The sequence below is a fragment of the Alloyangia pacifica genome (genome assembly GCF_900116195.1).
Classification (GTDB): domain Bacteria; phylum Pseudomonadota; class Alphaproteobacteria; order Rhodobacterales; family Rhodobacteraceae; genus Salipiger; species Salipiger pacificus.
Map to the genome: position 1 here is coordinate 345,429 of NZ_FOZW01000001.1, position 26,353 is coordinate 371,781.

Annotated in this window: 26 protein-coding genes; 14 read left to right on the top strand and 12 right to left on the bottom strand. The window is 67.2% G+C overall.

Translation table 11 applies throughout. The annotated features are described in order from the left end of the window. Nucleotides 1-27 precede the first annotated feature (27 nt). From BM397_RS01700 to BM397_RS01715, 4 genes are all read left to right on the top strand, one after another. Nucleotides 28-1,791, top strand: coding sequence for a sensor histidine kinase (locus BM397_RS01700; RefSeq protein ID WP_092420752.1), 1,764 nt, complete (start codon nucleotides 28-30; stop codon nucleotides 1,789-1,791). Nucleotides 1,792-1,853: 62 nt separating this feature from the next. Continuing rightward, nucleotides 1,854-3,188 (top strand): sigma-54-dependent transcriptional regulator, encoded by a 1,335-nt coding sequence (locus tag BM397_RS01705; protein ID WP_092420755.1) that lies wholly within the window; start codon nucleotides 1,854-1,856, stop codon nucleotides 3,186-3,188. Between the two features lie 180 nt (nucleotides 3,189-3,368). Next, entirely contained in the window at nucleotides 3,369-3,785 is a 417-nt protein-coding gene (locus BM397_RS01710) for a VOC family protein (RefSeq protein WP_092420758.1), read from the top strand. A 288-nt stretch (nucleotides 3,786-4,073) separates the two neighbouring features. After that, nucleotides 4,074-5,900: a putative bifunctional diguanylate cyclase/phosphodiesterase gene (locus BM397_RS01715; protein ID WP_092420762.1), complete on the top strand. Its 1,827-nt coding sequence runs from the start codon at nucleotides 4,074-4,076 to the stop codon at nucleotides 5,898-5,900. On the opposite strand, the gene BM397_RS01720 is transcribed toward BM397_RS01715, so the two are convergent. Then, complete coding sequence (locus tag BM397_RS01720; protein ID WP_092420765.1) at nucleotides 5,897-6,229, bottom strand: DnaJ family domain-containing protein; 333 nt, start codon at nucleotides 6,227-6,229, stop codon at nucleotides 5,897-5,899. The two genes, BM397_RS01715 and BM397_RS01720, sit on opposite strands and share 4 nt — an antisense overlap. A gap of 66 nt (nucleotides 6,230-6,295) precedes the next feature. Further along, nucleotides 6,296-7,438 (bottom strand): tRNA 2-thiouridine(34) synthase MnmA, encoded by a 1,143-nt coding sequence (gene mnmA / locus BM397_RS01725; RefSeq protein WP_092420768.1) that lies wholly within the window; start codon nucleotides 7,436-7,438, stop codon nucleotides 6,296-6,298. Between the two features lie 282 nt (nucleotides 7,439-7,720). Here mnmA and sciP point away from each other — a divergent pair, with 282 nt between their 5' ends. From sciP to BM397_RS29590, 5 genes are all read left to right on the top strand, one after another. Beyond that, the gene (sciP, locus tag BM397_RS01730) at nucleotides 7,721-8,005 is read left to right on the top strand and encodes a CtrA inhibitor SciP (protein WP_092420771.1); all 285 of its coding nucleotides are present in this window, start codon (nucleotides 7,721-7,723) and stop codon (nucleotides 8,003-8,005) included. 259 nt (nucleotides 8,006-8,264) lie between these two features. Next, on the top strand, nucleotides 8,265-8,972 hold the full coding sequence (gene ctrA / locus BM397_RS01735; RefSeq protein ID WP_092420774.1) for a response regulator transcription factor CtrA: 708 nt from the start codon (nucleotides 8,265-8,267) through the stop codon (nucleotides 8,970-8,972). A 65-nt stretch (nucleotides 8,973-9,037) separates the two neighbouring features. Further along, entirely contained in the window at nucleotides 9,038-11,311 is a 2,274-nt protein-coding gene (ligA, locus tag BM397_RS01740) for an NAD-dependent DNA ligase LigA (protein ID WP_092420777.1), read from the top strand. 7 nt (nucleotides 11,312-11,318) lie between these two features. Next, complete coding sequence (gene recG / locus BM397_RS01745; RefSeq protein ID WP_092420780.1) at nucleotides 11,319-13,409, top strand: ATP-dependent DNA helicase RecG; 2,091 nt, start codon at nucleotides 11,319-11,321, stop codon at nucleotides 13,407-13,409. A 207-nt stretch (nucleotides 13,410-13,616) separates the two neighbouring features. Beyond that, the gene (locus tag BM397_RS29590) at nucleotides 13,617-13,739 is read left to right on the top strand and encodes a hypothetical protein (RefSeq protein ID WP_256218707.1); all 123 of its coding nucleotides are present in this window, start codon (nucleotides 13,617-13,619) and stop codon (nucleotides 13,737-13,739) included. A 250-nt stretch (nucleotides 13,740-13,989) separates the two neighbouring features. Here the strand turns inward: BM397_RS29590 and BM397_RS01750 are convergent, their stop codons facing one another. Then, the gene (locus BM397_RS01750; protein WP_092420783.1) at nucleotides 13,990-14,454 is read right to left on the bottom strand and encodes an iron-sulfur cluster assembly scaffold protein; all 465 of its coding nucleotides are present in this window, start codon (nucleotides 14,452-14,454) and stop codon (nucleotides 13,990-13,992) included. A gap of 69 nt (nucleotides 14,455-14,523) precedes the next feature. Between BM397_RS01750 and hisI the strand changes: the two genes are divergently transcribed. Beyond that, complete coding sequence (gene hisI / locus BM397_RS01755) at nucleotides 14,524-14,889, top strand: phosphoribosyl-AMP cyclohydrolase (RefSeq protein ID WP_092420786.1); 366 nt, start codon at nucleotides 14,524-14,526, stop codon at nucleotides 14,887-14,889. Between the two features lie 103 nt (nucleotides 14,890-14,992). On the opposite strand, the gene gluQRS is transcribed toward hisI, so the two are convergent. The 6 genes from gluQRS to hpt form a co-directional block, all read right to left on the bottom strand. Next, nucleotides 14,993-15,868 (bottom strand): tRNA glutamyl-Q(34) synthetase GluQRS, encoded by an 876-nt coding sequence (gene gluQRS, locus BM397_RS01760; protein ID WP_092420789.1) that lies wholly within the window; start codon nucleotides 15,866-15,868, stop codon nucleotides 14,993-14,995. 1 nt (nucleotide 15,869) lies between these two features. Next, entirely contained in the window at nucleotides 15,870-16,091 is a 222-nt protein-coding gene (locus BM397_RS01765; protein WP_092420792.1) for a hypothetical protein, read from the bottom strand. Next, complete coding sequence (gene trmFO / locus BM397_RS01770) at nucleotides 16,088-17,440, bottom strand: methylenetetrahydrofolate--tRNA-(uracil(54)-C(5))-methyltransferase (FADH(2)-oxidizing) TrmFO (protein WP_092420795.1); 1,353 nt, start codon at nucleotides 17,438-17,440, stop codon at nucleotides 16,088-16,090. The genes BM397_RS01765 and trmFO overlap by 4 nt, the downstream gene beginning before the upstream one ends. Nucleotides 17,441-17,640: 200 nt before the next feature. Continuing rightward, nucleotides 17,641-18,534, bottom strand: a complete 894-nt coding sequence (locus BM397_RS01775; RefSeq protein ID WP_092420798.1) for a c-type cytochrome — start codon at nucleotides 18,532-18,534, stop codon at nucleotides 17,641-17,643. Between the two features lie 3 nt (nucleotides 18,535-18,537). Further along, nucleotides 18,538-18,999 carry a c-type cytochrome gene (locus BM397_RS01780; RefSeq protein ID WP_092420801.1) on the bottom strand — a complete coding sequence of 154 codons (462 nt, stop codon included), beginning with the start codon at nucleotides 18,997-18,999 and terminating at the stop codon, nucleotides 18,538-18,540. A 486-nt stretch (nucleotides 19,000-19,485) separates the two neighbouring features. After that, on the bottom strand, nucleotides 19,486-20,028 hold the full coding sequence (hpt, locus tag BM397_RS01785; protein ID WP_092420804.1) for a hypoxanthine phosphoribosyltransferase: 543 nt from the start codon (nucleotides 20,026-20,028) through the stop codon (nucleotides 19,486-19,488). A gap of 70 nt (nucleotides 20,029-20,098) precedes the next feature. On the opposite strand from hpt, the gene BM397_RS01790 reads away from it, so the two are divergent. Then, nucleotides 20,099-20,545, top strand: coding sequence for a type II toxin-antitoxin system RatA family toxin (locus tag BM397_RS01790; RefSeq protein ID WP_092420807.1), 447 nt, complete (start codon nucleotides 20,099-20,101; stop codon nucleotides 20,543-20,545). 13 nt (nucleotides 20,546-20,558) lie between these two features. On the opposite strand, the gene BM397_RS01795 is transcribed toward BM397_RS01790, so the two are convergent. From BM397_RS01795 to BM397_RS01805, 3 genes are read right to left on the bottom strand one after another with little or no spacing between them, the layout of a single operon-like run. Next, the gene (locus tag BM397_RS01795) at nucleotides 20,559-21,032 is read right to left on the bottom strand and encodes a CinA family protein (protein ID WP_092420811.1); all 474 of its coding nucleotides are present in this window, start codon (nucleotides 21,030-21,032) and stop codon (nucleotides 20,559-20,561) included. A gap of 8 nt (nucleotides 21,033-21,040) precedes the next feature. Beyond that, nucleotides 21,041-21,526 carry a phosphatidylglycerophosphatase A family protein gene (locus BM397_RS01800; RefSeq protein ID WP_092420814.1) on the bottom strand — a complete coding sequence of 162 codons (486 nt, stop codon included), beginning with the start codon at nucleotides 21,524-21,526 and terminating at the stop codon, nucleotides 21,041-21,043. After that, nucleotides 21,523-22,680, bottom strand: a complete 1,158-nt coding sequence (locus tag BM397_RS01805; protein ID WP_092420817.1) for a bifunctional 2-C-methyl-D-erythritol 4-phosphate cytidylyltransferase/2-C-methyl-D-erythritol 2,4-cyclodiphosphate synthase — start codon at nucleotides 22,678-22,680, stop codon at nucleotides 21,523-21,525. Before BM397_RS01805 ends, BM397_RS01800 begins: the two co-directional genes overlap by 4 nt. Nucleotides 22,681-22,855: 175 nt before the next feature. Here BM397_RS01805 and dusB point away from each other — a divergent pair, with 175 nt between their 5' ends. The 3 genes from dusB to BM397_RS01820 are packed head-to-tail and all read left to right on the top strand — an operon-like array spanning nucleotide 22,856 to nucleotide 26,301. Next, a complete protein-coding gene (gene dusB / locus BM397_RS01810) occupies nucleotides 22,856-23,839 on the top strand; it encodes a tRNA dihydrouridine synthase DusB (RefSeq protein ID WP_092420820.1) in 984 nt (327 codons plus the stop codon). After that, the gene (locus tag BM397_RS01815; protein ID WP_092420824.1) at nucleotides 23,836-24,927 is read left to right on the top strand and encodes a two-component system sensor histidine kinase NtrB; all 1,092 of its coding nucleotides are present in this window, start codon (nucleotides 23,836-23,838) and stop codon (nucleotides 24,925-24,927) included. The genes dusB and BM397_RS01815 overlap by 4 nt, the downstream gene beginning before the upstream one ends. After that, entirely contained in the window at nucleotides 24,928-26,301 is a 1,374-nt protein-coding gene (locus tag BM397_RS01820) for a response regulator (RefSeq protein ID WP_092420827.1), read from the top strand. It begins immediately after the preceding gene. Nucleotides 26,302-26,353 lie beyond the last annotated feature (52 nt).

A 26,353-nucleotide genomic window follows, 5' to 3' on the forward strand; every position in this document is an offset into this window, starting at 1 on the left:
CCCGGCGCGCAGCGTAAGTTGGGCGCCATGTCGGAGCTCGCGAGTGACAAGATTGACAGACGGCGTTCGGGCCCGCTGAGTTGGCGGGTGCGGTCGGCGCTCATCCTTTTGCTGGTGCTTGCGGTCAGCACGGTGTGGATCACCAACGTCCTGCTGACCGACCGCTCCACCGCCTCGACGCGCAACCGCGCCGAGCTGCGCCTGGCGCTCTATTCCGGAAACATCCTTTCAGAGCTGCGCCGCAACGCCATCGTGCCGCAGCTGCTGGCGCGGGACCCGGCGCTGATCGGCGCGCTGAACTCGGGCGACTTCAGCCAGTCGACGCAGCGGCTGATTTCCTATGTCGACGAGATCGGTGCGGCCTCGCTGATGCTGCTCGACCGCGACGGGCGCACCGTGGCGGCGACCGACCGCAACCGGCTCGGCTCGAACCATCGCTCCGAGGCCTATTACGTCGACGCGCTGCGCGCCAATACCACCGTCTTCACCGTGCAGGAGCGTGAGGCGGGGGGCTATTCCTTCACCTATTCGCGCCGCATGGAGAGCCAGAACTCGGCCATCGGCGTCATCATGGTCGAGGTCGACCTGGCCAAATTCGAACGTGCCTGGGCGGGGATCACCGATGCCGTGGCGGTGCTCGATTCCGAGGGCCGCATCATCCTGGCGACCGAGCCGCGCTGGCGCGGGCGCACCATGGAGGAGGCGCTGGCGCGCCAGCCCGCCGAGAACGCCATCGAGCGGGCCATCAAGGCCACAGCCGACTGGACCGCGCTGCCTGCCGACGCCTACCTGCGCGGCGAGGCGGTGATGCGCATCGACGGGCGCATCCCGTTCCGTGGCTGGACCATGGCGACCTTCACCACCTATGCCTCGGTGCGCGAGAAGGTGAATGCGGTGCTGGCGCTGGAGATCATGGCCTTTGCCCTGCTGGCGGCCTCGGCCTTCTATGCGCTGTCGCGCAAGACCGCGCTGCGCATGGCGCTGTTCCAGCGCGAGAGCGTCGAGCTGCGCGCGCTGAACGCGCGGCTGCAGCGCGAGATCGCCGAGCGCGAGAAGGTGCAGAAGGATCTCGCCAGTGCCGAGCAGACGCTGGAGCAGAGTTCCAAGCTGGCGGCCCTGGGGGAGATGTCCGCCGCCGTCAGCCACGAGCTGAACCAGCCGCTGGCGGCGATGAAGACCTATCTCGCCGGGGCGCGGCTGCTGCTCAAGCGCAACCGCCCCGAGGAGGCGATGACCGCCTTTTCCCGCATCGACGACCTGATCGAGCGGATGGGGGCGATCACCCGCCAGCTGAAGAGCTACGCGCGCAAGGGGCAGGCGAATTTCGTGCCTGTCGACATGGGGGATGCGCTGGCTTCCTCGCTGTCGATGATGGAGCCGCAGCTCAAGGCGCGGCGGGTGCGCATCTCGAAGATTCTGCCCGATCAGCCGGTGATGGTGATGGGCGACCGGATGCGCATCGAGCAGGTGCTGGTGAACCTGCTGCGCAATGCCATCGACGCGACCAAGTCGGTCGCCAACCCCGAGATCGAGATCATCCTCGCCAGCGGCGAGACCGCGACGCTGAGCGTGCGCGACAACGGCCACGGGATCGAGGATCTCGATGCGCTGTTCGAGCCCTTCTACACCACCAAGCAGCCCGGCGACGGCACCGGCCTCGGCCTCGCGATCTCTTCGGGGATCGTCAGCGACCTCGGCGGGCGGCTCACGGCGCGGAACGGAACCGAGGGAGGGGCTGTTTTTGAGATGCAACTGCCTATCTTGAACCAGAGCCCTGCGGCGGCCGAGTAACGGGCCGTCCTGACCAGTATGAGACCGCGTAAAAAGAACACAACAAAAGGCGACCAGACCGAATGACCAAAGCCATGAAGATCGCGATCGTCGACGACGAGAAGGACATGCGCCAGTCGATCAGCCAGTGGCTGGCTCTGTCCGGGTATGACACCGAAACCTATTCCAGCGCCGAAGAGGCGCTCGGCGCCGTTGGCGCGGATTATCCGGGCATCGTGATCTCGGACATCCGCATGCCCGGCATGGATGGCATCCAGTTCCTCCGCAAGCTGATGGGCAACGACAGCGCGCTGCCCGTCATCATGATCACCGGCCACGGCGACGTGCCGATGGCGGTCGAGGCGATGCGCATCGGGGCCTATGACTTCCTCGAGAAGCCGTTCAACCCCGACCGCATGTCCGAGCTGGCCAAGAAGGCGACCAACGCCCGCCGACTGACGCTCGACAACCGGGTGCTGCGCCGCGAGCTGTCGGACGGCGGCCAGCTGATGAGCAAGCTGATCGGTCAGAGCCCCGCCATGGAGCGCCTGCGCGAGGACGTGCTTGATCTTGGCCAGGCCGACGGCCACGTGCTGATCGACGGCGAGACCGGCACCGGCAAGACGCTGATCGCCCACGCGCTGCACGCCGTGGGGTCGCGCGCGGGCAAGAAGTTCGTGCTGATCTCCTGCGCGGCGATGGACGAGGACGCGCTGATGCGCCGCCTCTTCGGCCCGATGCAGCCCGAGGACACCCGCCTGCCGGCGATCGAAGAGGCGCGGGGCGGCACTCTGGTGCTGGAAGACATCGAGAGCCTGTCGGACGCCTCGCAGGCCCGTCTGCTGTCGGTGATCAACGATCAGGGAACCCCGCCCGAGACCCGCATCGTGGCGATCTGCAACCTGCAGGACGAGGGCCGCACCTGCGAGACCGCGCTGCGCCCCGATCTCTACTACCGCCTCGCGGCGCTGAAGATCACCGTGCCGCCGCTGCGCCAGCGCGGCGAGGACATCCTGACGCTGTTCACGCGCTTCTCCGAGCAGTTCTCGGACGAATACGGCTGCGACTCGCCGCAGGTCTCGGCACAGGAGGCGGCGCAGCTGCTGCAGGCCCCCTGGCCGGGCAACGTGCGCCAGCTCATCAACCTCGCCGAGCGTGCGGTGCTGCAGTCGCGCCGTGGCACGGGCACCATCGCCTCGTTGCTGATGAACGACCACGAGGACATGCAGCCGGTGATGACCACCGAGGGAAAGCCGCTCAAGGAATACGTGGAAGCTTTCGAGCGCATGCTGATCGACAACACCATGCGCCGGCACAAGGGCTCGATCTCCTCGGTGATGGATGAGCTGTGCCTGCCGCGCCGGACGCTGAACGAGAAAATGGCCAAATACGGCCTGCAGCGTTCGGACTACCTCTGATCGCCTGCCACGCGACATGCCAGACGCCGCCCCGATCGGGCGGCGTCTTTTTTCAGCTCGTCCTGCGTCGCCTTGTGCGGAAACCCTTGTGCGGAATGCAAGGTGTCTTCTCCATAGCGCCGGGAGCTGCGCCAGAAGCGGGCCCCCGAAAGGCCAGCGCTGCGAAAGGAGCCGGCGCGCATGATTGCCTATGTCACGGTCGGGGCGGATGACATTGCCCGCGCGAAGCGGTTCTACGCCTCGTTCCTGCCGCCTCTTGGCTACAGCGTGACGGAAGGGGCCGAGGGCCTGAGCTACGCGCTGCCCGCAAAGGCGGGCCAGTCGCACGCACTGCCAGACTTCTACGTCAAGCCGACCTTCGATGGTCTCCCGGCCTCGGCCGGCAACGGGGCCATGGTCGCTTTCGAGGCGCGCGATCAGGCGCAGGTGCGCGCCCTCCATGCCGCCGCGATTGCCGCAGGCGGGTCCGACGCGGGCGCGCCGGGGTTCCGTGCGGCCTATGGTCCGCGCTTCTACGTCGGCTATCTTCGCGATCCGCAGGGGAACAAGCTCGCAATCTTCTCCAGCAACCCGAACGACCCGGGCCGCGACGGATAGCGCGGCGGCGGCTATCCCGTGCGACCGCTGTGCGCGTGTCCTCCCGACGCGCCTCGGGGTCCGCGATGCCTCGGGCCGGATGGTCGATCACATTGGGGGCATTGCGGGTATATGCCGGGCAGCGCCGCTGGCCAGGCGACGGAAGTTAACAACTTCTTAACATTTCTCGTAAAATCTGAACGAACTGGCGGTGGTTTCAGCCGCCGGGAGGCACCGCTGACCGGCTTCTCGGTCGGGGGCTGCATGCATTTGGATTGACACATTCTCACGAGCCAGGGGGTATCATCGATGATGAACGGCCTGCCGGACACCGATGATTTTGCGCGCGGCAGCCTGCCGACGTCCGATCTTGACGCCTTGCTGGACCGGATCGGCGCGTCTGCGCTGCCGCTCAGCGGCGCGGCGGCCTGCCTGATCGATCTCGCGGCGGAGGTTGTCGGGCCTCGACCGGTCCGCATGGCCGCGCCGCTCGAGGGCGCACTGGCGGACAGCCTGCGCCAGCTTATCGGTGGGGAGGTGGATATCGCCAGCGGCCCGCGTTGCGCACGGCTTTGCGAGCACGATGTGGGCGGGCGCAGACACCGCTTCCTGTTCGCGAGCCTTGGCGGTCCCCGCGGCCCGAGGCTGGGCACGGTCGTGCTGGGGTATGCGGCGGAACGGGGCGGGCCGCTCGACGTCGAACGCAGGGCGCGGCCCTTCCTGACGATGCTCGAGGCGCTGCTCTCCGAGCGGCGGGCGAAACTGGCCATGACGCGGGACATGGCGGTTCTGGGACGCCACGCGGCGGAGCTGCAGCGGCAGGTACAGACCGATGCGCTGACCGGGCTCGCCAATGGGCGCAGTTTCAAGGAGCGGGCGCGGGACGTGCTGAACCGAGGGCGGGAGCCGCATGCACTGGTGTTGTTGGACGTGGACCACTTCAAGCAGATCAACGACCTGCACGGGCACCAGTTCGGCGACATCTACCTCAGCGCCATCGCAGGGGCCCTGCAGGGCAGCGTTGCTTCGGAGGCGCTGATAGGGCGCATCGGCGGCGACGAGTTCGCGCTCCTGCTGCGTCTGCCGGCGGAGGCCGAGCCCGCGCTGGTGCGTGTCATGGAGGTCTGCCGCAGGGCGGTGGCCCAGCTGAGCGAAACCATGGGCAAGCCGGAACTGGGCAGCATCAGCATGGGGGCGGCGCTGTTTCCGCGCCACGGCGAAGACTATGACGCCCTCTTCGAGCAGGCCGATACCGCGCTCTATGCCGGCAAGGAGGCGGGGCGTGGCAGCGAGGTCATCTTCGATCCGCACAGGCATCTGCGTTTCAGTCTGCGCGAGCTGGTGCGGAACTTCTCCGGCGCGCTGGCCGAGGGCGAAATCAGGCCGGTGTTCCATCCGGTGGTCGACCTCGCCACCGGGCATTGTTCCGGCTACGAGGTGCTGGCCCGCTGGCAGGGGGCGGGCGGCGGGGTGATGGGGCCGGAGCAGTTCTATCCGATATTTGAGAACGGCGTGCTGGCGCAGCAGTTGACCCGCAGCATCATCGCCCAGGCGACGCAGGTGCTGCGGGCGCTGCCGGTCCGCCGTTCGGTCGAGAATGCGCTGCTGCGCATCGGGATCAATGTCACCGGCTTCGACTTGCACAACCGCACGTTTGTCGAGGACCTCGGGCAGTTGCTTGCGGAACTGGATCTGCCCTGGACGGTGGTCGTTATCGAGGTGCCCGAGACGGTCATGCTGGGCGAGACAGGCGGGCGGGCCTTCGAGACGCTGCGCGATCTGCGCGGCCGTGGTGCGAAGATCGCGCTCGATGATTTCGGCACGGGCTACGGCAGCCTGCGCCACCTCGGGGCCTGGCCCATCGACATGCTGAAGATCGACCGCCAATTCGTGCAGGGGCTGAGCGCGCGTCCCCGCGACCGCGCCGTGGTGGAGGCGATCCTCAGCATGGCGCGACGCTTCGGCTTCCGCGTGGTGGCCGAGGGGATCGAGACCCCCGGCCAGCTGAGCTACCTGCGGGCCATGGGCTGCGATGCCGGGCAAGGACACCTGCTGTCGCCGCCGATCCCGGCCGATGCGCTCGCCGATGCGCCGCTGGTCTATCCCATCGGGGACAGGCTGGTACTAGGGGGTTAGTCGCGCAGGAAGCGGCGGCGGGCCTCCTCGGCCATGGACTGCTTCATCTGCAATTCCGCCAATCGTGCCATGGCGGCCTTTCGCGCGGCGGGATCGGTCAGGCCAGCCATCATCTGCTGCTGCGCCGCCACCTGCTTCTTGAGGGTGATCTCCTCGGGCAGGGCACCGGCCTCGGCCATGATGCGGAAGCCCATCGCCTCGCCCGGGTCGAGATGCGCCTCGCCGCTGCGCTCCGGCAGGGGTTTTCCCTCGCCCTCGAGTCCCTGCAAGCGGCCCTCGGCGAGAGATTTCAGGATTCGACGTTCGGTCAGACGGCTCAGCCACGACATGACAAGGCCCACCCTTTCATCGAAAGGATGGGCCCCGCAGCAATGTTCTGCAAGAGGCTGCGACGATCAGTAGCCGCGCCAGATCCAGCCGCCTCCGAAGATGCGGCTGCCCTCGGGGGCGTAGAACACGCAGGCCTGGCCCGGGCTGACGCCTTCCTCGGGGGTGAGCAATTCAACCTCGGCCTCGGTCTCCGAGATCGGCCGGATGATCGCGTCCCGCGGCGGGCGGGTCGAGCGGACCTTCACCTTCAGGTGCCATTCGTCACGGCTGGTGAAAGCCTCATCCCCGAGCCAGTTGATCTCGCGCACCGGAATCTTGCGGGTTGCGAGCATCTCTTTCGGGCCGACCACTACCTGCTTGGCGTCCACGTCGAGTTTCACCACGTAGAGCGGCTCGTCCAGCCCGCCAATGCCGAGACCGCGGCGCTGGCCGATGGTGTAGTGGATGACACCCTTGTGGGTCCCGAGCTTGCGCCCGTCCGCATGCACGATCTCGCCCGGCTCGGCGGCACCGGGGCGCAGCTTCTCGATCACCGAGGCATAGTTGCCGTCAGGCACGAAGCAGATGTCCTGGCTGTCGGGCTTGTCGGCGACCGACAGGCCGTATTTGGCGGCGAGCTCGCGGGTCTCGGCCTTGCTCTTCAGGTGGCCCAGCGGGAAGCGCAGGTACGAGAGCTGCTCGGGGGTGGTGGAGAACAGGAAGTAGCTCTGGTCACGGTTGGCATCCGCCGCCGAGTGCAGCTCGGGACCTTCGGCGCCGTTCATGCGCTGGATGTAGTGGCCCGTCGCCATGCAATCGGCGTCGAGGTCTTTGGCCGTCTCCAGCAGGTCCTTGAACTTTACCCGCTCGTTGCAGCGGATGCAGGGCACCGGGGTGGCCCCGCCAAGGTAGCTCTCGGCGAACTCGTCGATCACCGCGTCCTTGAAGATGTTCTCATAGTCCAGCACGTAGTGCGGGAAACCCATCTGCTCGGCCACGCGGCGGGCATCGTGGATGTCGATGCCGGCGCAGCAGGCGCCCTTTTTGGCCAGCGCCGCACCGTGGTCGTAGAGCTGCAGCGTCACGCCGACCACGTCGTAGCCTTCCTCGGCCAGCATGGCGGCAACGACGGAGCTGTCCACGCCGCCGGACATGGCAACCACCACCCGCGTGTCGGCGGGGGATTTCGCAAAGCCAAGCGAGTTCAGGGTCTGGGTATCGAGGGCCATCGTCAGTCTCCGGGAGTCCGGGGGAATATAGGAAAATGCGTCTTACTAACAAGGGCGCGTTTTAGACAGCGTTAAATCACGCAAGGCCAATATGCGTCACCCCCATAGCTGGGTCGGAGCGCTGAGCCCGGTCGCGCCTCGGGGCGCCGCAGGGCCGAGCGGTCCGCGAAGCCGCAAGTATGGCAACCCGGCGTCTCCGAGACAATGGCACGAAGCCAGCGTCCCGGCGCAGGGGCTCCTGACGGAGCCCGGCACAGGGGGAGGCCACACGGGACGACGACCATGTACCTGAAGAAGATCGATGGCCCGCGCGCGGTGACACTGCCTGACGGCTCGATCATGACACGGGCCGACCTGCCGCCGCCGGAGACCCGGCGCTGGGTCGCATCGCGAAAGGCAGCCGTGGTGCGTGCCGTCCGCCACGGGCTGCTCACCGAGACGCAGGCGATGGAGCGCTATGCCCTCAGCTCCGAGGAACTGGCGGAATGGCTCAATGCCGTCTCAAGCCATGGAGAGGAGGCACTGAAGGCCACGCTGGTGCAGAGGTTCCGGGAGGGGAGCGCCTAGCCCGAGCATAGTCGGGAACGCGGGCCGCCCTGGCTGAGGGGCGAGATGCGTCTCGGCCGCCTCCGAGAAAGGTCAAGGCGGCCCATAGGGTCCTTCGCGGCGCCGGCTTCCGAGAAATTTTGCGCGACCTATCCTTATGAGACTCTGTCGAAAGTTGATTGAAGTGCCGTCTTGCCTAGACTGCGCGGGGCTGGGGTAAAGAACCATTAACTAAATTGGGACAGGCTCGGCGCAGGGGTAGAGAAAAGCGGAGACGGCCATGCGCATCCTTCTGGTTGAAGACGATCCGACCACGTCGAAGAGCATCGAGCTGATGCTGAACCACGCGAACCTGAACGTCTATGCCACCGACCTCGGGGAGGAAGGCATCGATCTGGCGAAGCTCTATGATTACGACCTGATCCTGCTCGATCTGAACCTGCCGGACATTCACGGGCACGAGGTGCTGCGCCAGCTGCGCATGGCGCGCATCAATACGCCGATCCTGATCCTTTCCGGTGCGGATGACACCGACAATAAGATCAAGGGATTCGGTTTCGGGGCCGACGATTATCTGACCAAGCCGTTCCACCGCGACGAGCTGGTGGCGCGCATCCACGCGATCATCCGTCGCTCCAAGGGGCATTCGCAGTCGATCATCCGCACCGGCAAGGTCTCGGTGAACCTCGATGCCAAGACCGTCACCGTGGGCGAACGCGCCGTGCACCTGACCGGCAAGGAATACCAGATGCTCGAGCTGCTCTCGCTGCGCAAGGGCACCACGCTGACCAAGGAGATGTTCTTGAACCACCTCTACGGAGGGATGGATGAGCCCGAGCTGAAGATCATCGACGTCTTCATCTGCAAGCTGCGCAAGAAGCTGTCTGAAGCCACCGGGGACGAGAATTACATCGAGACCGTCTGGGGCCGCGGCTACGTGCTGCGCGACCCCGAGCCGCCGGTCGGCGCCATGGCGGTGAACGCCTGACTCTGGACGCGCCCCGCCGCGCGCCCTATCACGTCTGCCAAAAGGCGTGAGCAAGGAATGCGGCGATGGCCCAGAACGTGGCGGAGACACCGGTAAAGGCACTGACGGCAGCAGAGGCACGGGACGAGCTTGCCCGGCTTGCCGATGTTCTGGCGCAGGCCAATACCGCCTACCACACCGAGGATGCGCCCGAGATCTCGGACGCCGAGTATGATGCGCTGAAACGCCGGAACCTCGAGATCGAGGAGCGTTTCCCCGAGCTCAAGCGCGAGGACAGTCCCAGCGAGCAGGTCGGCGCACCGCTGGCTGAGGGCTTCTCCAAGGTCCGGCACGTGGTCTCGATGCTCTCGCTCGGCAATGCCTTCGAGCCCGAGGAGGTCGACGAGTTCGACGCCCGCATCCGGCGCTACCTCGGCATGGAGGGTGGCGCTGGGCTGGCCTATACCGCCGAGCCCAAGATCGACGGTCTCTCGCTGTCGCTGCGCTACGAAAACGGCGAGCTGGTGCAGGCCGCCACCCGCGGCGACGGCTCCGTGGGCGAGAATGTCACCGCCAACGCCCGCACCATCGCCGATATCCCGCAGACCCTCGATGGCGCGCCCGACGTGCTGGAGGTGCGTGGCGAGGTTTACATGAGCCACGAGGATTTCGCCGCGCTCAACGCGCGGCAGGAAGCCCGCGGCGGCAAGCTCTTCGCCAACCCGCGCAACGCCGCCGCCGGCTCGCTGCGCCAGCTCGACGCCGAGATCACCCGTGCCCGGCCGCTGCGTTTCTTTGCCTATGCCTGGGGTGAGCTTTCGGCCCCGCTGGCCGAGACGCAGATGGGCTCCATCGAACGGCTGCAGGCGCTGGGCTTCCAGACCAACCCGCTGACCCAGCTGTGCGACGGCCCGCGCGAGATGATTGCGCAGTACCGCAAGATCGAGGAACAGCGCGCCACGCTCGGCTATGATATCGACGGCGTGGTCTACAAGGTCAACGACCTTGGTCTGCAGGGACGGCTGGGCTTCCGCTCGACGACCCCGCGCTGGGCGATCGCGCATAAATTCCCCGCCGAACTGGCCTGGACCCGGCTCGAGGCGATCGACATCCAGGTCGGTCGCACCGGCGCGCTCAGCCCGGTGGCGCGGCTGACCCCGGTCACCGTGGGCGGCGTCGTGGTCTCCAACGCCACGCTGCACAACGAGGATTACATCGCCGGCCGCGACGCCAAGGGCGAGGTGATCCGCCCCGACCCCGAAGGCGGCGCCAAGGACATCCGCGTCGGCGACTGGGTACAGGTCTACCGTGCCGGGGACGTGATCCCGAAGGTGGCCGACGTGGATCTGTCGAAACGCCCCGAGGATGCGCAGCCCTACGTCTTTCCCGCGACCTGTCCGGAGTGCGCCTCGGAGGCGATCCGCGAGGAGGGCGATGCGGTGCGCCGCTGCACCGGTGGCCTCGTCTGCCCGGCGCAGGCGGTGGAAAAACTGAAGCACTTCGTCTCCCGCGCGGCCTTCGACATCGAGGGGCTCGGCGCCAAGCAGGTCGAGCAGTTCTACCGCGACGGCTGGATCAAGGAGCCGGCGGACATCTTCGAGCTGAAGGCGCGCTACGGTTCGGGCATGCAGCAGCTGAAGAACCGCGAGGGCTGGGGCGACAAGAGCGCGTCCAACCTCTTCGACGCGATCGATGAGAAGCGGAAGATCGAGCTCAATCGGGTGATCTTTGCCCTCGGCATGCGCCATGTCGGCGAGGTGGTCGCGAAGGATCTGGCGAAGCACTACCTCGGCTGGGCCGCGATGATCGCCGCCGTCGATCAGGCGGTTCCGGCGGTCGAGCGCTACCGCAGGGCCGAGGCCGCCGTCGAGGAAGAGCGCAAGGCCGCCGCCTCCGCCGGTCGCCGCGCCCGCATCAAGGAAACGCAGGATGCGGTCTGGGCCGAGGCGCCGAAGGTCGCGCCCGAGGCGCGCGCCGCCTGGGATGACCTCGTCGGCATCGACGGCATCGGCGCGATTGTCGCGGTTTCGCTGGTGACCTCGCTGCACCAGGAGGCCGAGCGCGCCTCGGTGGACCGGCTGGTGGCGCATCTCGACATCCAGGACGCCGAACGCCCGCCGACCGAGGGCAGCCCCGTCGCGGGCAAGACCGTGGTCTTCACCGGCTCGCTGGAAAAGATGACCCGCGCCGAGGCCAAGGCGCGCGCCGAGGCGCTGGGGGCCAAGGTCTCGGGCTCGGTGTCGAAGAAGACCGACATCGTTGTGGCGGGCCCCGGTGCCGGCAGCAAGGAGGCCAAGGCTAAGGAACTGGGAGTCGAGCTGATGGACGAGGATACATGGCTCGCCCTGATCGGCGGATGACCCGGAGATGAGTCAGCGCCCCGAGGCCCTCTGGCCGCTCTTTGCCGAGCTGAAGACGCTGGACGGCGTCGGCCCCAAGACCGCGCAGGCGATGGAGGGGCTTGACGTCATTGCGCCGCGCGACCTGCTGCTGACCCTGCCGCATTCGGTGATCGACCGCCGCCCGCGCCCTTCTGTGCAGGGCGCCGACCTGCCGGGCACGGTGACCGTCGAGGTGCAGGTGTTGCGGCACATGCCGCCCGCGGTGAAGGGGCGGCCTTATCGGATACAGGTCGAGGACGCAGAGACCACCTTTCAGCTGGTGTTCTTTCACGGCCGCGCCGACTACCTGAGCCGCGTGCTGCCCGAGGGATCGCGGCGGCTGGTCTCCGGCAAGGTCGAGCTCTTCGACGGTCTCGCCCAGATGGTCCACCCGGACCACATGCTGCCACCCGAAGAGGCGCACACGCTGCCGCTCTTCGAGCCGGTCTACCCGTTGACAGCTGGGGTCACGCAGAAGCTGATGGCCCGCGCCGTGGCCGGGGCGCTCACCCGCGCGCCGGAACTGGCGGAATGGATCGACGGCCCGCTCAAGGAGCGCGAAGGCTGGCCCGACTGGCACGACGCGCTCGAGGCCGCGCATGCCCCCGACGGCATGGCCGCGCTGACCCCCACGGCTCCGGCCCGCGCCCGGCTCGCCTACGACGAGCTGCTGGCGCATCAGCTGACGCTGGGGCTGGCACGAATCAACCGCCGCCGGGGCAAGGGCTACCCCACCATGGGCGACGGGCGCCTCCGCCGGCGTGTGCTCTCGGCGTTGCCCTACCGGCCCACCGGCGCGCAGCTGCGCGCGATGGACGAGATCGCCGAGGACATGGCCGCCGAGACCCGGATGAACCGTCTGCTGCAGGGCGACGTGGGCGCGGGCAAGACGCTGGTCGCCTTCATGGCGTTGCTGGTGGCGGTGGAGTCCGGCGGGCAGGGCGTGATGATGGCACCGACGGAAATCCTCGCCCGCCAGCATATGGAAGGGCTGCAGCCGCTGGCCGAAAGCGCCGGGGTGGTTGTGGAAATCCTCACCGGCCGGGACAAGGGCAGCGAGCGAAAGGCCAAGCTGGCGGCGCTGGCGGCGGGCAATATCCACATACTCGTCGGCACCCACGCGGTGTTCCAGGACGACGTCGTGTTCAAGGCCCTGCGTCTCGCCATCGTCGACGAGCAGCACCGCTTCGGCGTGCGTCAGCGGCTGGAACTGGGACGCAAGGGGCAGGGCGCTGACGTGCTGGTGATGACCGCGACGCCGATCCCGCGCAGCCTCGCACTGGCGCAATACGGCGACATGGACGTCTCGGTGCTCGACGAGAAGCCGCCGGGGCGGAAACCCGTGCAGACCGCGCTGGTCTCGACCGAGCGCATGGCCGAGGTGGTCGAGCACCTGCGCAAGGCCGTCGCCGAGGGGCGGCAGGCCTATTGGGTCTGCCCGCTGGTCGAGGAGAGCGAGGTCTCGGACCTCACCGCCGCCGAGGAACGGTTCAAGCGCCTGCGCGCCGAGCTGGGCGAGGGCGTGGTGGGGCTGGTGCACGGCCAGATGCCGCCCGCCGAGAAGGACGCCGCCATGGCGCGCTTCGTCGCCGGGGAGACCAAGGTGCTGGTCGCCACCACGGTGATCGAAGTCGGGGTGAACGTGCCCAATGCCTCGATCATGGTGATCGAGCGGGCCGAGATCTTTGGCCTCGCGCAGCTGCACCAGCTGCGCGGCCGCGTCGGGCGCGGCGAGGCGGCCTCGACCTGCCTGCTGATGTACCAGCCGCCGCTCGGCGAAAGCGGCTCGAAGCGGCTCACCACGCTGCGCGAGACCGAGGATGGCTTCCGCATCTCCGAGGTCGATCTGCAGATGCGCGGTGCGGGCGATCTGATCGGCACGGCGCAATCGGGTCTGCCGCGTTTCAAGGTGGCGGATCTCGAAAGCCAGGCCGGGCTCATGGCCATGGCGCAGAGCGACGCGCGGCGGCTTCTGGCCGAAGATCCGGAGCTGACCGGCGACCGGGGCAAGGCTGCGCGCATGCTGCTCTGGCTGATGCGGCAGGATGAGGCGATCAAGCTGATCAGCGTTGGCTGACCGGCATGGAGCTCACATAAGCTTCTGAAAATAAACTTAAAACGTGATGCTCCGGAGCGCCGAGAGGCTCTCCGGGCTTCTACGTTCTCGCCTCACGTTCCCATGTGTTCACAAATGTTCTCAAAAAGTTCTTTACTCGAATCGGATCACATGAGAACAAAAGGGCAACAAGAGAACACGCACAGCACGCACAGAGGGAACGCCAAGATGATCGACACCATCCGCACCACCATGAGCCGCGCCGACAACACCTCGCTGGTGACCGATATGATCGGGGCCCTGTCGCTGATCGTGATCCTTGTAGGGGCGCTGCACCTGCCGCTGCTCTGAATTTCTGATTTCTGCCTGCGGTCTTGCTCCGGGTGCCGCCGCATCACTGTCCCGATGCGTCGCATTGTATCCCCAGCTCCGGGTCGCCTGATCCCCGGTCACGCAACGCGGCTCTTCCGGAGTCCACAAGACACGCCACTGCCGCCGCCTCCCATCCCGGAGCGCGGCGGTTTTTTTGTCTGGTATTCTGGCTGGTTCTGCTGATCTGGGGCCGGGTCAGTGGCTCTGACCGGGCGAGGTCGGCTTGCCGTCAGGCGCTGCGCGCTGCCGCGATTTCCTCGGCGGCCTCGGTGGCGGCATCGAGCGCCAGCATGATCGAGGCGTGCCGGTTCTTGTAGGCTGCCGCCGGACGCAGCACCTCCAGCCCGTCGAAGGGGGCAGGCGGGGTCGGCCCGTCTTCCTTGAGCATGGCGCGCAGCGCATCGCGCGCCTGTGCCAGCTGCTCGGGAGTGCAGCCGATGATCGCCGCGCCCACGACCGAGGCCGCCGCCTGGCCAAGCGCGCAGGCCTTGACGTCCTGTCCGAAGTCGCTGACCCGGCCATCCTGCAGCGCGAGGTCCACGGTCACCGTCGAGCCGCAGAGCGGCGAGCGCTTCTTCACCGTGGCGTCGGGATGCTCCAGACGCTCGGTCCGGGGGATATCCGCCGCCAGCGCAAGGATGCGCGAGGAGTAGAGCTTGATCAGATCGGTTTCGGCGGTGGTATTGGCGGACATGGGTTTCCCTTTCGGCTCGCCCCCCATAGATAGGGCGCGCGCCCGGCGCCTGCAAAAGGGAATTTCACCATGAGCTTCGATCCTGCGACCTTGGTCTATGACGCAAACGGCCTGATCCCCTGCATCGCGCAGGAGGAGGCAACGGGAGAGGTGCTGATGATGGCCTGGATGAACGCTGAATCCGTCGCCCGTACGCTCGAGACCGGCCGGGTCACCTACTGGTCGCGCTCGCGCCAGAGCTTCTGGGTCAAAGGGGAGAGCTCGGGCCACCTGCAAGAATTGGTCGAGCTGCGCGTCGACTGCGACAGCGATTGCCTGCTGGCCCTCGTGCGCCAGACCGGCCCGGCCTGCCACACCAACCGCCGCAGCTGCTTCTACACGGCCGTGCGGAATGGCGAAGAGGTCGAGATCATGGCGCCGATGGCGGAGGGCTGAGAGGCCGCCCCCTGCGTATTTGCGGAACAATGAAGGGCACGCGCCCTTCTTCTCTTTCCAAATACGCCGGGGTGAGGCGCGCAGCGCCGAGGGGCGGAGCCCCTCAACCGCCGAGCCCGACCATGCGCCGGATGTCCTCGGGGGTTGCGCCGCCCTCACGGTATGTCGCGATCGCCCGGGCGTCGTCGCGCTTGGCGAGCCGTTTCCCACGCTCGTCGCGGATCAGGGCGTGGTGGTGGTAGACCGGCGTCACGATGTTGAGGAGCCGCTGCAGGATCACATGGATCGCCGTCGCCTCGAAGAGATCGCGGCCCCGCACCACGTGGGTGATCGCCTGCGCCGCGTCGTCCAGAACCACCGACAGGTGATAGGAGCCGGGAAAGTCCCGGCGTGACAGCACGACATCGCCGACACGCGCCAGCAGCTGTGCGGGGGAAAGCGTGATGCGCCCGGTCTCGCCGTCCGGACCCGCACCGCTTTCCTCGAACCACATGCCAAAGCCGATCTGTTCGAGCGCCCGCGCCATGTCGAGCCGCAGCGCCGCGCCGTGGGGCCGCGGCGTGGCACCATAGCCAGGGGCGAGCCGGTCGCGGCAGGTGCCCGGATAGACCAGCCCGTCCGGGCCATAGGCGGGCTCCGCGCCCTCCTGCGGTGCCGCGGCGGCGGCCTGGATGTCGCGGCGTGTGCAATGGCAGGGGTAGATCAATTCGCGCGCCCAGAGGTTGTCCAGCGCCGCCTCGTAGGCCGGCAGCCGGTCCGACTGGCGCATCGGCGCCTCGTCCCACCGCAGGCCAAGCCAGTGCAGATCGTCGTAGATCTGCGCCTCCCAATGGGCGCGCGAACGCGTGCTGTCGATATCCTCGATGCGCAGCAGAAACGCGCCGCCCGACGCCCGCGCCATGCCTTCTGCCAGCAGCGCCGAATAGGCGTGGCCAAGGTGCAGCGGACCCGTGGGAGAGGGGGCAAAGCGCGTGCGCAAATCAGTCCTCGCGGCGATAGGCCTTCTCGATCCGGCGGGTCCGGCGTTCCTCGCCGGACTGGTAGATCAGCACCCAGGCCAGCAGGATGAACATCGGGTGCGTGAGCCCGCCCGAGAAGATGATCGCCGGCACCCAGATCACGAAGACCACGATGCCGAGGATCGGCCGCCCGGTCAGCAGGATCGACAGCGGCGGCAACAGCAGGGCGAGCACGTAGTTCACGCCGGCACCTCTTGCGCGGCCAGCCACTCCTGCCACACGGTCTTGGCGCGGTCGGTATAGCCCTTGTAGCGGTCCTTGCGGCCGCGCCGCCCGCCGCGCAGGCCCTCGAGCGGGCGGAACAGGCCGAAGTTCACGTTCATCGGCTGGAAGGTCTTGGCCTCGGCACCGCCGGTGATGTGGTGGATGAGCGCGCCATGGGCGCTGTCCTGCGGCACGGTCGGCAGCTCATGGCCAAGGATCTCGGCTGCCGCCATCCGGCCCGCCAGCAGCCCCATCGAGGCACTCTCGACGTAGCCCTCGACCCCGGTGATCTGCCCGGCAAAGCGCAGGTTGGGCCGCGAGCGCAGGCGCATCTGCGCATCGAGCAGCGTCGGCGAGTTGAGGAAGGTGTTGCGGTGAATGCCCCCGAGACGCGCGAAGCTGGCGTTCTCCAGCCCCGGGATGCGGCGGAAGACCTCGGTCTGCGCGCCATATTTCATCTTCGTCTGGAAGCCGACGATGTTGTAGAGCGTGCCAAGCGCGTTGTCGCGGCGCAGCTGCACCACCGCATAGGCCTTTTGCTCGGGGTTATGCGGGTTGGTCAGGCCGATGGGTTTCATCGGTCCGTGGCGCAGTGTTTCACGGCCGCGTTCTGCCATGACCTCGATCGGCAGGCAGCCGTCGAAATAGCCGGCGGTCTCGCCCTCGTGGAACTCGGTCTTCTCGGCGGCCAGAAGCGCGTCGATGAAGCCCTCGTACTGCTCCTTGGTCATCGGGCAGTTGATATAGGCTTTCTGCTCTTCTTCCGTTTCGCCCTTGTCGTAGCGGCTCTGCAGCCAGGCCGTGTCCATGTCGATCGTGTCGAAATAGACGATGGGGGCGATGGCGTCGAAGAAGGCCAGCGCCTCGGCTCCGGTCTCGGCCTGCAGGGCCTTGCCCAGGCTGGCCGAGGTCAGCGGGCCGGTGGCGAAGATCCAGTGCCCGTCCTCGGGCAACTCGCAAATCTCCTCGTCGCTCACCGACACGTTCGGCAGCGCGCGCAGCTTGGCGGTCACCGTTTCCGAGAACGGATCGCGGTCCACCGCCAGCGCGCCACCCGCCGGCAGCCGGTGTTCGGCGGCGGTGTGCATGATCAGCGAGCCCGCCTGGCGCATCTCCCAGTGCAGGAGACCCACGGCGTTCTGCTCGTGGTCGTCCGAGCGGAAGGAGTTGGAGCAGACCATCTCGGCCAGGTTGCCGGTGCGATGCGCGAAGGTTTCCACCTTCGGCCGCATCTCGTGGATCACCACGTCGACACCCAGCCGCGCCGCCTGCCAGGCAGCCTCGGACCCGGCCATGCCGCCGCCCACGATATGAAGAGTTTTGTCCATGCGGGGCAGATAGGCGATCCGGGCCCCGGTGTTAAGAGGGCACGGCGACGTTGGCGGCAAAAGGGGCTGCCGCCCCTCGGCGCTGCGCGCCTCACCCCGCGCGTATTTTGCAAGAGAAGAAGCCTCCGCTCGCTTCTTCTCTTTTCAAGTACGCAAATCCCGCCCGTACCGCGCGCGCAAGGCCGGGGCGGGGCGGGTCACTACATCCCGCCGCCTTCCGGCAGCGCCTTGACGTAGGCGGCGACGGCGGCGCGGTCCTCGGGGGGCAGCTGCGCGAAATTGTCGATTACCGCGACCATGTGACCGCCGGCGCTGTCGTAATCAGGGGTGAAGCCGGTCTCGAGGTAATAGGCGACGTCCTCGGCGCTCCAGCTCAGCTCGTCCGGGGTGAGGGCGGGGATGCGGCCCTTGCCGTCCGGGGCCGGGGCGCCGGTGAGCCAGGCCTCGCGCTGCAGCCCGCCGAAGTCGTCGCGCGGCGTGTGGCATTCGCCGCAATGGGCCAGGGCCTCGACGAGGTAGCGCCCGCGCTTCAGCTCCTCGCTCCCGGGAGTGCCCATGATCCAGCTCGGATCGAGGTAGAGCTGTTTCCAAAGGCCCAGCCCGCGCCGCAGGCTGAAGGGGAAGCCGACCTCATGCGGCTGGCTCGGCGCGTCCGAGGCGGGCAGGGTGCGGATGTAGCTCCAGAGGTCCGCCACGTCCTGCGGCTGCATGCGGATATATGAGGTGTAGGGGAAGGCCGGATAGTAGTGCCGCCCCTCGGGGGAGACGCCGCGCAGCAGGGCGTTGGCGAAATCGTGCAGCGACCAGGTGCCGATCCCCTGCTGCGGATCCTGCGAGATGTTCGGCGCGATGAACGTTCCGAAGTCGGATGCAAAGCGTTGTCCACCCGCCAGCACCAGCTTGTCCTCGCTGCCTGGCGCATGATGACAGGAGGCGCAGCCGGCGGCGGTGAAGACGGCCTGCCCGCGCGCCGGATCGCCGCCGGTGTCGTCCGCGAATTCGCCCGCCGGAAGCGTATCCGGCGCGCTGATCATCCAGGCGGCCCCGGCGGCAAGCAGCCCCAGCAGGATCAGGAAGCCGAGCAGGCGGCGCATGGATTACTCGGGGGCGCGGAAGCTGTCGTGGCAGGCCTTGCAGGCGCCGCCGAGCTGGCCGACGGCCGGGCCGAGCGCCTCCTGCCCGGTGGCAGCGACCTGTTGAAGGCCAGCGGCGGCCTCGCCGAGACCGGACCATTTCTCGGCGAACCCGTCCCAGTCGTCCCAGATCTCCGCCTTGGCGCGGGTGCCGTCGATCTCCATTTCCGAGGTGCCTTCGGGGAAGAGCGGCGCCTGGTTGATCATCGAGACGGCGACGAGCGTGTCCGCGGCGGCTTGCGCTGTGTCGGCGTCGTAATCGGTCTTGCCGCGGGCCATGTCACCGAGGATGCCGAGGTTGATCGCGAGGATGTTGAACTGGCCCTGCCGCGCCTTGACCGGGCCGGGAAGATCCTGCGCAAGGGTGCCGGTACCGAAGGTGGCAAGCGCGGCGACAAGGCTGAGGCTGGTGGCGGTGATCTTCATGAGAAACTCCCTTTCCTCCCGAATGCGGGGCGTTTTGAAAATCTTCGTTCATATGGGATCGGATCGTAGCCGAGGCCGGAATCCGATCAAGGGGGCGCGCGTGACGTAGCGGCTGGCCGCGGCGGCTGGACCGGCTGGCGCAAGTTGTCTGGTGAGCTCCAGAACGCTTTTCGATAGAAAGACTTACGTCCGGCTCCTGAGATCGCGTTCCACCCCGGATGTTTCAGGGGTTCACGGAAATCATCACGCTGTCTGACCAAATCGCGATACGCGGAGGGGTCGCCAGGCCGGATCGCCCGCCGTGATTGCGTTCCGGTTGGTGCAATGTGCCCGCGGGTTCGGGGTGAGCGCCGCGGGCAAGCCGTGGAGCTTCTCTTCAAGCATCAAGGGGAGTTACGAAAGTTATTTGAATCAGTGAGATGGGCGGAACTCTGAAAGTCATCAGCCGGCGCATCGGAGGCGCCGGCCGACGAGGGTCATCAAGGCTCATGCCTCCGGAAAACGCACCTTCCCGATGAACGGCAGGTTCCTGTTGCGCTGCGCGAAATCGATCCCGTAACCCACGACAAATTCGTCAGGAATTTCGAATCCGATCCAGTCGGCCTTGAGCGGAACCTCGCGCCGCGCCGGCTTGTCGAGCAGCGCGATGGTGCGCAGCTTGCGCGGCTTGCGGCTCTCCATCAGGTGGATGACGTGGCTGAGCGTGAAGCCGGTGTCGACGATGTCCTCGACCAGCAGCACGTCGCGCCCCTCGATCGGCGAGCGCAGGTCCTTGAGGATGCGCACCTCGCGGCTCGACTCCATGCCGTCTCCGTAGGAGGAGGCCTCGAGGAAATCCACCTCGACGGCAAGGTCGAGCTCTCGCACCAGGTCGGCGATGAAGACGAAGCTGCCGCGCAGCAGACCGACAACCACCAGCTTCTCGGTATCGGCGAATTCGCGCTCGATCTCGCGCGCGAGGTCCTCGATCTTGGCGGCGATCGCCTTTGCCGAAATCATCTGGTCTACGACATAAGGCTTTTCTGCCATGGTTCACCCCTTGAAAATCCGCGCGCAGCATAGGAAATGTGCCGGCATTGTCACGCGATAAAGGGGCGTCATGCCGACCCACTCCGAGACGAAGCGCCTGCCGTACACGGCGCAGCAGATGTATGACCTCGTGGCGGATGTCGCGAATTACCCGAAGTTCCTGCCGTGGACGGCAGCGGCGCGGATCCGTTCGCGCGACGAAATGGGCGATCACGAGGTGATGCTGGCCGATCTGGTGATCAGCTTCAAGGTGTTCCGCGAGCGCTTCGGCAGCCGCGTGACGCTCTGGCCCGAAGAAAAGAAGATCGACACCGAGTATCTCGACGGTCCGTTCAAACACATGATCTCGAAATGGCATTTCGAGGACGCGCCCGAGGGCGGCGTCGACGTGCACTTCTTCGTGGATTTCGAGTTCAAGAACCGCCTGTTGCAGAGCGCGGCGGGGATGTTCTTCTACGAGGCGATGCAGCGCATCGTGCGCGCCTTCGAGCGGCGGGCGGCAGAGCTCTACGGCTGAGCGGCGCGCTGTCCTAGGGCAGTGCGTCCAGCAGAAGTTGCAGCGCGTGGCGCGTCGCCGCCGCGCGGACCTTGCCACGCCCCAATGCGCCGAACTCGACGGTTTCGGTTCGGGTGCCCGATGCGCTGGCGAGGCCGAAGCAGACGCGGCCCTCGGGTTTGTGCTCCGAGCCGCCGGGCCCGGCGATGCCCGAGACCGAGACCGCCAGATCGGCACCGGCCCGCGCCCGTGCGCCTTCTGCCATTTCGGCGGCGACCTCTTCGGAGACCGCGCCATGCGCCTCGAGAGTGGCGGGCTGCACGCCCAGCAGCTCGACCTTGGCGGCGTTGGAATAGGTCACCACGCCGCGCTCGAAGATGTTCGACGATCCGGCGATGTCGGTGATTGCGGCGGCGACCATGCCGCCGGTGCAGCTCTCGGCAGTGGTGAGGGTGACGCCCGCGGACATGGCGCGGGTCAGAATGTCTTGGGCAAGCTCTTCGGTCATCTCGTCCCTCACATCAGGAAGCCATGCGCGATCCCGGCGAGGACAATGCTCACCAGCGCCGCGAAGATGCCCGCGATCACGTCGTCGAGCATCACCCCCATCGCGTCGCCGCGGCGGTCGGCCCAGCCCACCAGCCAGGGCTTCCAGATGTCGAACAGGCGGAACAGCACGAAGCCCGACACCCAGCCGGGCCAGAGCCGCCAGAAGTCCACGCCCATCATCATCGCGCCGTAGCCGACCGGGAAGAGCGCGATCCACATGCCGACCACCTCGTCGATGACGATCCACGACGGGTCCTCGTCCTCGCCGCCGGCGGTCAGCTCGCGCGTGGCGATATAGCCCAGCACGAAGGCGACCACCGTGGCCGCCAGCAGCAGCCAGAAGCCGCCCAGCACCAGCAGCAGGTAGGCGGCGGGCAGGGCGGCCAGAGAACCCCAGGTGCCCGGCGCAGGGCGCAGCAGCCCGGCGTAGAAGAAGGTCGCGATCAGTCTCATGGCTTCACCAGCGTTGCGGTTGCGATGGCGGCGATACCCTCTTCACGGCCGGTGAAGCCGAGCCGTTCGGAGGTGGTCGCCTTGACCGAGACGCGGTCCGCCTCGAGCCCCATGATCCGGCCCATCTCGGCCATCATGGCCGCTGCATGGGGGCCGATCTTGGGCTGCTCGCAGACCAGCGTAACGTCGATATTGGAGATGGTGTATCCCTTGGACTCGGCAAGCTCGACCGCATGGCGCAGGAAGATTTCCGACGCCGCGCCTTTCCACTGCGGATCGCTGGGCGGGAAGTGGCGGCCGATGTCGCCCTCGGCGAGGGCGCCGTAGAGCGCGTCGGTCACCGCATGCATGCCGACATCGGCGTCGGAATGGCCTTGCAGCGCGCGCCCGTGCGGCACCTTCACGCCGCAGAGCATCACGTGGTCTCCGGGGCCGAAGCGGTGCACGTCGTAGCCATTGCCGAGGCGGATATCCATGGCGGTCTCCTGCATGGGGGTCTTGAGGTAGCTGGCGGCCCGCTGGAAATCCTCGGGGCCGGTAATCTTGAGATTTCGCTCCTCGCCGGGAACGATGGTGACGGAGAGCCCGGCGGCGCGGGCGACCTCGACGTCATCTGCGGCGCCACCGGGGTGCACGGCATGGGCGGCGCGGATCTCCGCGTAGCGGAAGCCCTGCGGGGTCTGCGCGCGGAAAAGGCCGCTGCGATCCTGCGTGCCTGTCACCTCGGCCTCGCGGCCGGTCCAGAGCGCGTCGGTCACCGGCAGAGCGGGCGCAGCGCCGGGGGCATCGTCGAGCGCGGCCAGCACCGCCTCGATGGTGTGCCGCGAGACACAAGGGCGGGCGACATCGTGGATCAGCACCTTGGCGGGCGGATTTTCCGCCAGCGCGTCGAGCCCGGCACGGACCGAGCCGGCACGGTCACCGGCTCCGATCACCAGCGTCACCGGCAGACCCTCGGCAACCGACTCGGCGATCTCGTGGTCCTCGGGGTGAATCACCAGCACGATCGGGCAGAGCGGCGCGAAGGCCTCGAGCGTCCAGCGCGCGACAGGCTGCGCCGCGATGTCGCGCCATTGCTTCGGGAGCCCGCCACCGGCGCGGGTGCCGCGCCCCGCGGCGACGATGATTGCGGCTGTTTCCGCGGCTGTTTCCATGGTGTTGACCTCCGGCGTCCCTCTCTAGGCGCTGCTGATCAGCGGTGCAATCACCGGAGGTGCGCCGCACATTTTTTAATCACTCGCGTTTGGCGTGCGCACTTAACGCCCCCAAATGATTGAACAGGCGGCGCGTGCGCGTTAACTCCCAAGCATCTGCACAAGGAATAGGCGCTTGAATTTCTCGCTGGGTGACAGACTCATCGATCCCCCCGTCCTGCTGGCCCCGCTGGCAGGAATCACCGATCTGCCTTTTCGCACGCTGGTGTCGCGCTTCGGCGCGGGGCTCGTCGTGTCCGAGATGATTGCCAGCGGCGAGTTCCTCACCGCGCGTCCCGGCACGCGCGAGAAGGCGGAGCTGGGCGCGGGTATCGAGAACACCTCTGTGCAGCTGGCGGGCCGAGCGCCCGAGCCGATGGCCGAGACGGCACGACACGTCGCGGACATGGGCGCGAAGGTCATCGACATCAACATGGGCTGCCCGGCCAAGAAGGTCACGGGAGGCTGGTCGGGCTCGGCGCTGATGCGCGAGCCGGATCATGCGCTGCGGCTCATCGAAGCGGTCGTCGGGGCCGTCGATCTGCCGGTGACGCTGAAGACGCGGCTCGGCTGGGATGGCGATTGCCTGAACGCCGCGCAGATTGCGAGACGGGCAGAGGAGGCGGGTGTGCGGATGATCGTCATCCACGGGCGCACCCGGTGCCAATTCTACAAGGGCGCCGCCGACTGGGCGGCGATCAGGGAGGTGGTCGAGGCCGTGTCGATCCCGGTGGTTGCCAATGGCGACATCGTGGACGCGGCGACAGCGCGGGCGGCTCTAAAGGCCTCCGGCGCGGCGGGGATCATGGTCGGCAGAGGGGCGCAGGGCGCGCCCTGGAAGCTGGCGCAGATCTCTGCCGAGCTCTACGGAACACCGGCACCTGACGTGCCAAGGGGAAAGGCTTTTTATCAAATGGTCGCAGAGCATTACGAGGCAATGCTTGGGTTTTACGGCAAGGAGCTGGGCGGCCGCGTTTCGCGCAAGCACCTTGGCTGGTACATGGATCATGCGGCGCCGGACGCGCAGCTGCGCAAGCGCGTGCTGACCGCGCGCGAGCCGGCCGAGACGCTGCAGCTTCTGGACGAGGCGCTGGCCTGCGACCTGCAGGTCGCCGCATGAGCACCAACACCGAACTCCTGACGCAGCTCTGGTCATCGCTTCCGGTGCCTGCCGTGCTGCTCGACGCCGAGGAGCGCATCGCCGACATGAACCCGGCCGCCGAGGGCTTCATGAACAACTCGGCGAAATGGCTTGTAGGTCAGCCGATCTGGGACCGTCTCGCGGTGGATGCGCCACTGGAAGAAAGCCTCGCCCGGGCACGCGAGCACGGCACGCCGCTTTTCGTCAACGACGTGGACGTCGGCACCGGCAACCGCCCGCCGTTGGTGTGCAACCTGCAGCTCGCGCCTGTGCAGAATTACCCGGGCTGGTTTATCATGCTGATCAGCCCACGCGAACTGGCCGGACGCATGACCCAGAGCCATTCGGTGAAATCCGCCGCGAAATCCGCCATCGGCATGGCCGAGATGCTGGCGCATGAGATCAAGAACCCGCTGGCGGGGATCACCGGCGCGGCGCAGCTGCTGTCGATGAACCTCTCGAAGGATGATCTCGAGCTGACCGACCTGATCGTCGCTGAGACCCGCCGCATCGTGAAACTGTTGGAGCAGGTCGAGCAGTTCGGCAATCTCTCGGCCCCCGAGAAGAAGCCGGTGAACCTGCACGACGTGCTGGACCGTGCCCGTCGATCCACCCAGCTGGGTGTCGGCGCCCACATGAAGTTCATCGAGGATTACGACCCCTCGCTGCCGCTGGCCCACGGCGATCCCGACCAGCTGCTACAGGTGGTGCTGAACCTGCTGAAGAACGCCTCCGAGGCCGCCGATTCCAAGGAGGGCGGCACGATCCGCCTGCACACCTTCTTCGAGCACAGCTTCCGCATGCGCCGGCCGGACGGGTCGACCCAGAAGCTGCCGCTGCAGATCGAGGTCATCGACGACGGCCCCGGCCTGCCCGAGGACATCAAGGGCGACGTGTTCGACCCCTTCGTGTCGGGCCGCGAGAACGGCACCGGCCTCGGCCTCGCGCTGGTGTCTAAGATCATCTCCGACCACGACGGCTGGATCTCGGTGGATTCCGTCCCCGGCCGCACGGTCTTTCGCATTTCGTTGCCGCGCGCCCCGCGCGAGATTGAGGAGAACAGGTAAATGGACGGCACCGTACTTGTCGCAGACGACGACCGCACCATCCGCACCGTGCTGACCCAGGCCCTGACCCGTGCAGGGTGCAAGGTGCACGCCACCTCGTCGCTGACCACGCTGATGCGCTGGGTCGGCGAGGGCAAGGGCGACGTGGTGATCTCCGATGTCGTCATGCCCGATGGCAACGGGCTCGAGATGCTGCCGAAGATCCGCCAGGACCGGCCCGATCTGCCGGTCATCGTGATCTCGGCGCAGAACACCATCATGACCGCGATCCAGGCGGCCGAGGCCGAGGCCTACGACTACCTGCCCAAGCCCTTCGATCTGCCGGACCTGATGAAGCGCACGGCGAAGGCGCTGGACAACCGCAACCGCTCGGCCAAGCGCGAAGAGGTGGCGACCATCGGTGCCGACGGCCCGGACGAGCTGCCGCTGGTCGGCAAGACCCCGGCGATGCAGGCGCTCTACCGGCTCGTTGCCAAGGTGATGAATACCGATCTGCCGGTGCTGATCTCGGGCGAGAGCGGCACGGGAAAGTCGCTGATCGCGCGCGCCATCCATGATTTCTCGGACCGCCGCACGTTGCCGTTCATCACGGTCACCGGCGCCGACCTGTCGGACCTCGAAGGTCCGGCGCGGGTGCTGGCGCGGGTCAAGGGCGGCACGCTGCTGATCGACGAGATCACCGACATCCCCGACGAGATCCAGGCCCGCGTCGTGCGCATGATGGACATCCCTGGCGAGCACGTGCCGCGCTTCATGGCCACCAGCCAGGGTGATCTGGCGCAGGCGATGGAGGAGGGCGCTGTGCGCCAGGACCTCTACTACCGCCTTTCGGGCGCGACCATCAACGTGCCCAGCCTGCGCGAGCGGGTCGAGGATATCGCATTGCTGACCGAGCACTTCCTGCAGCGCGCCGAGCGTGAGGGTGCGTCCAAGCGCTGGCTGTCGAAAGATGCCGTCGAGCTCTTCCGCGCCTACAGCTGGCCGGGCAACGTGCGGCAGCTGGAGAACGCCGTGCGCCGCCTGAGCCTCACCTCGCGCGCCGAGGAGATCAGCCGCGCCGAGGTCGAGGCGGTGCTGGGCAATCAGCCCGACACCGGGCCGATCCTGCGCGGCGGCGACAGCGAGAAACTCAGCACCTCGGTGGCGCGTCACTTGCGCCGCTACTTCGACCTGCACGGCAACATGCTGCCGGCGCCGGGGCTCTACACCCGCATTCTCAAGGAAGTGGAAGCGCCGCTCATCGAGATCGCGCTGGAGGCGACGGGCGGAAATCAGGCGAAATGTGCAGATCTTCTTGGCATCAACCGCAATACCTTGCGTAAGAAGATCACCGATCTTGATATTCGCGTGACACGGCGTCGCAAACTGATGTAAAAGCGTCACACGCATGTGGCCGCAATGCGCCGCCTTCGGGGCGGCGCATTCA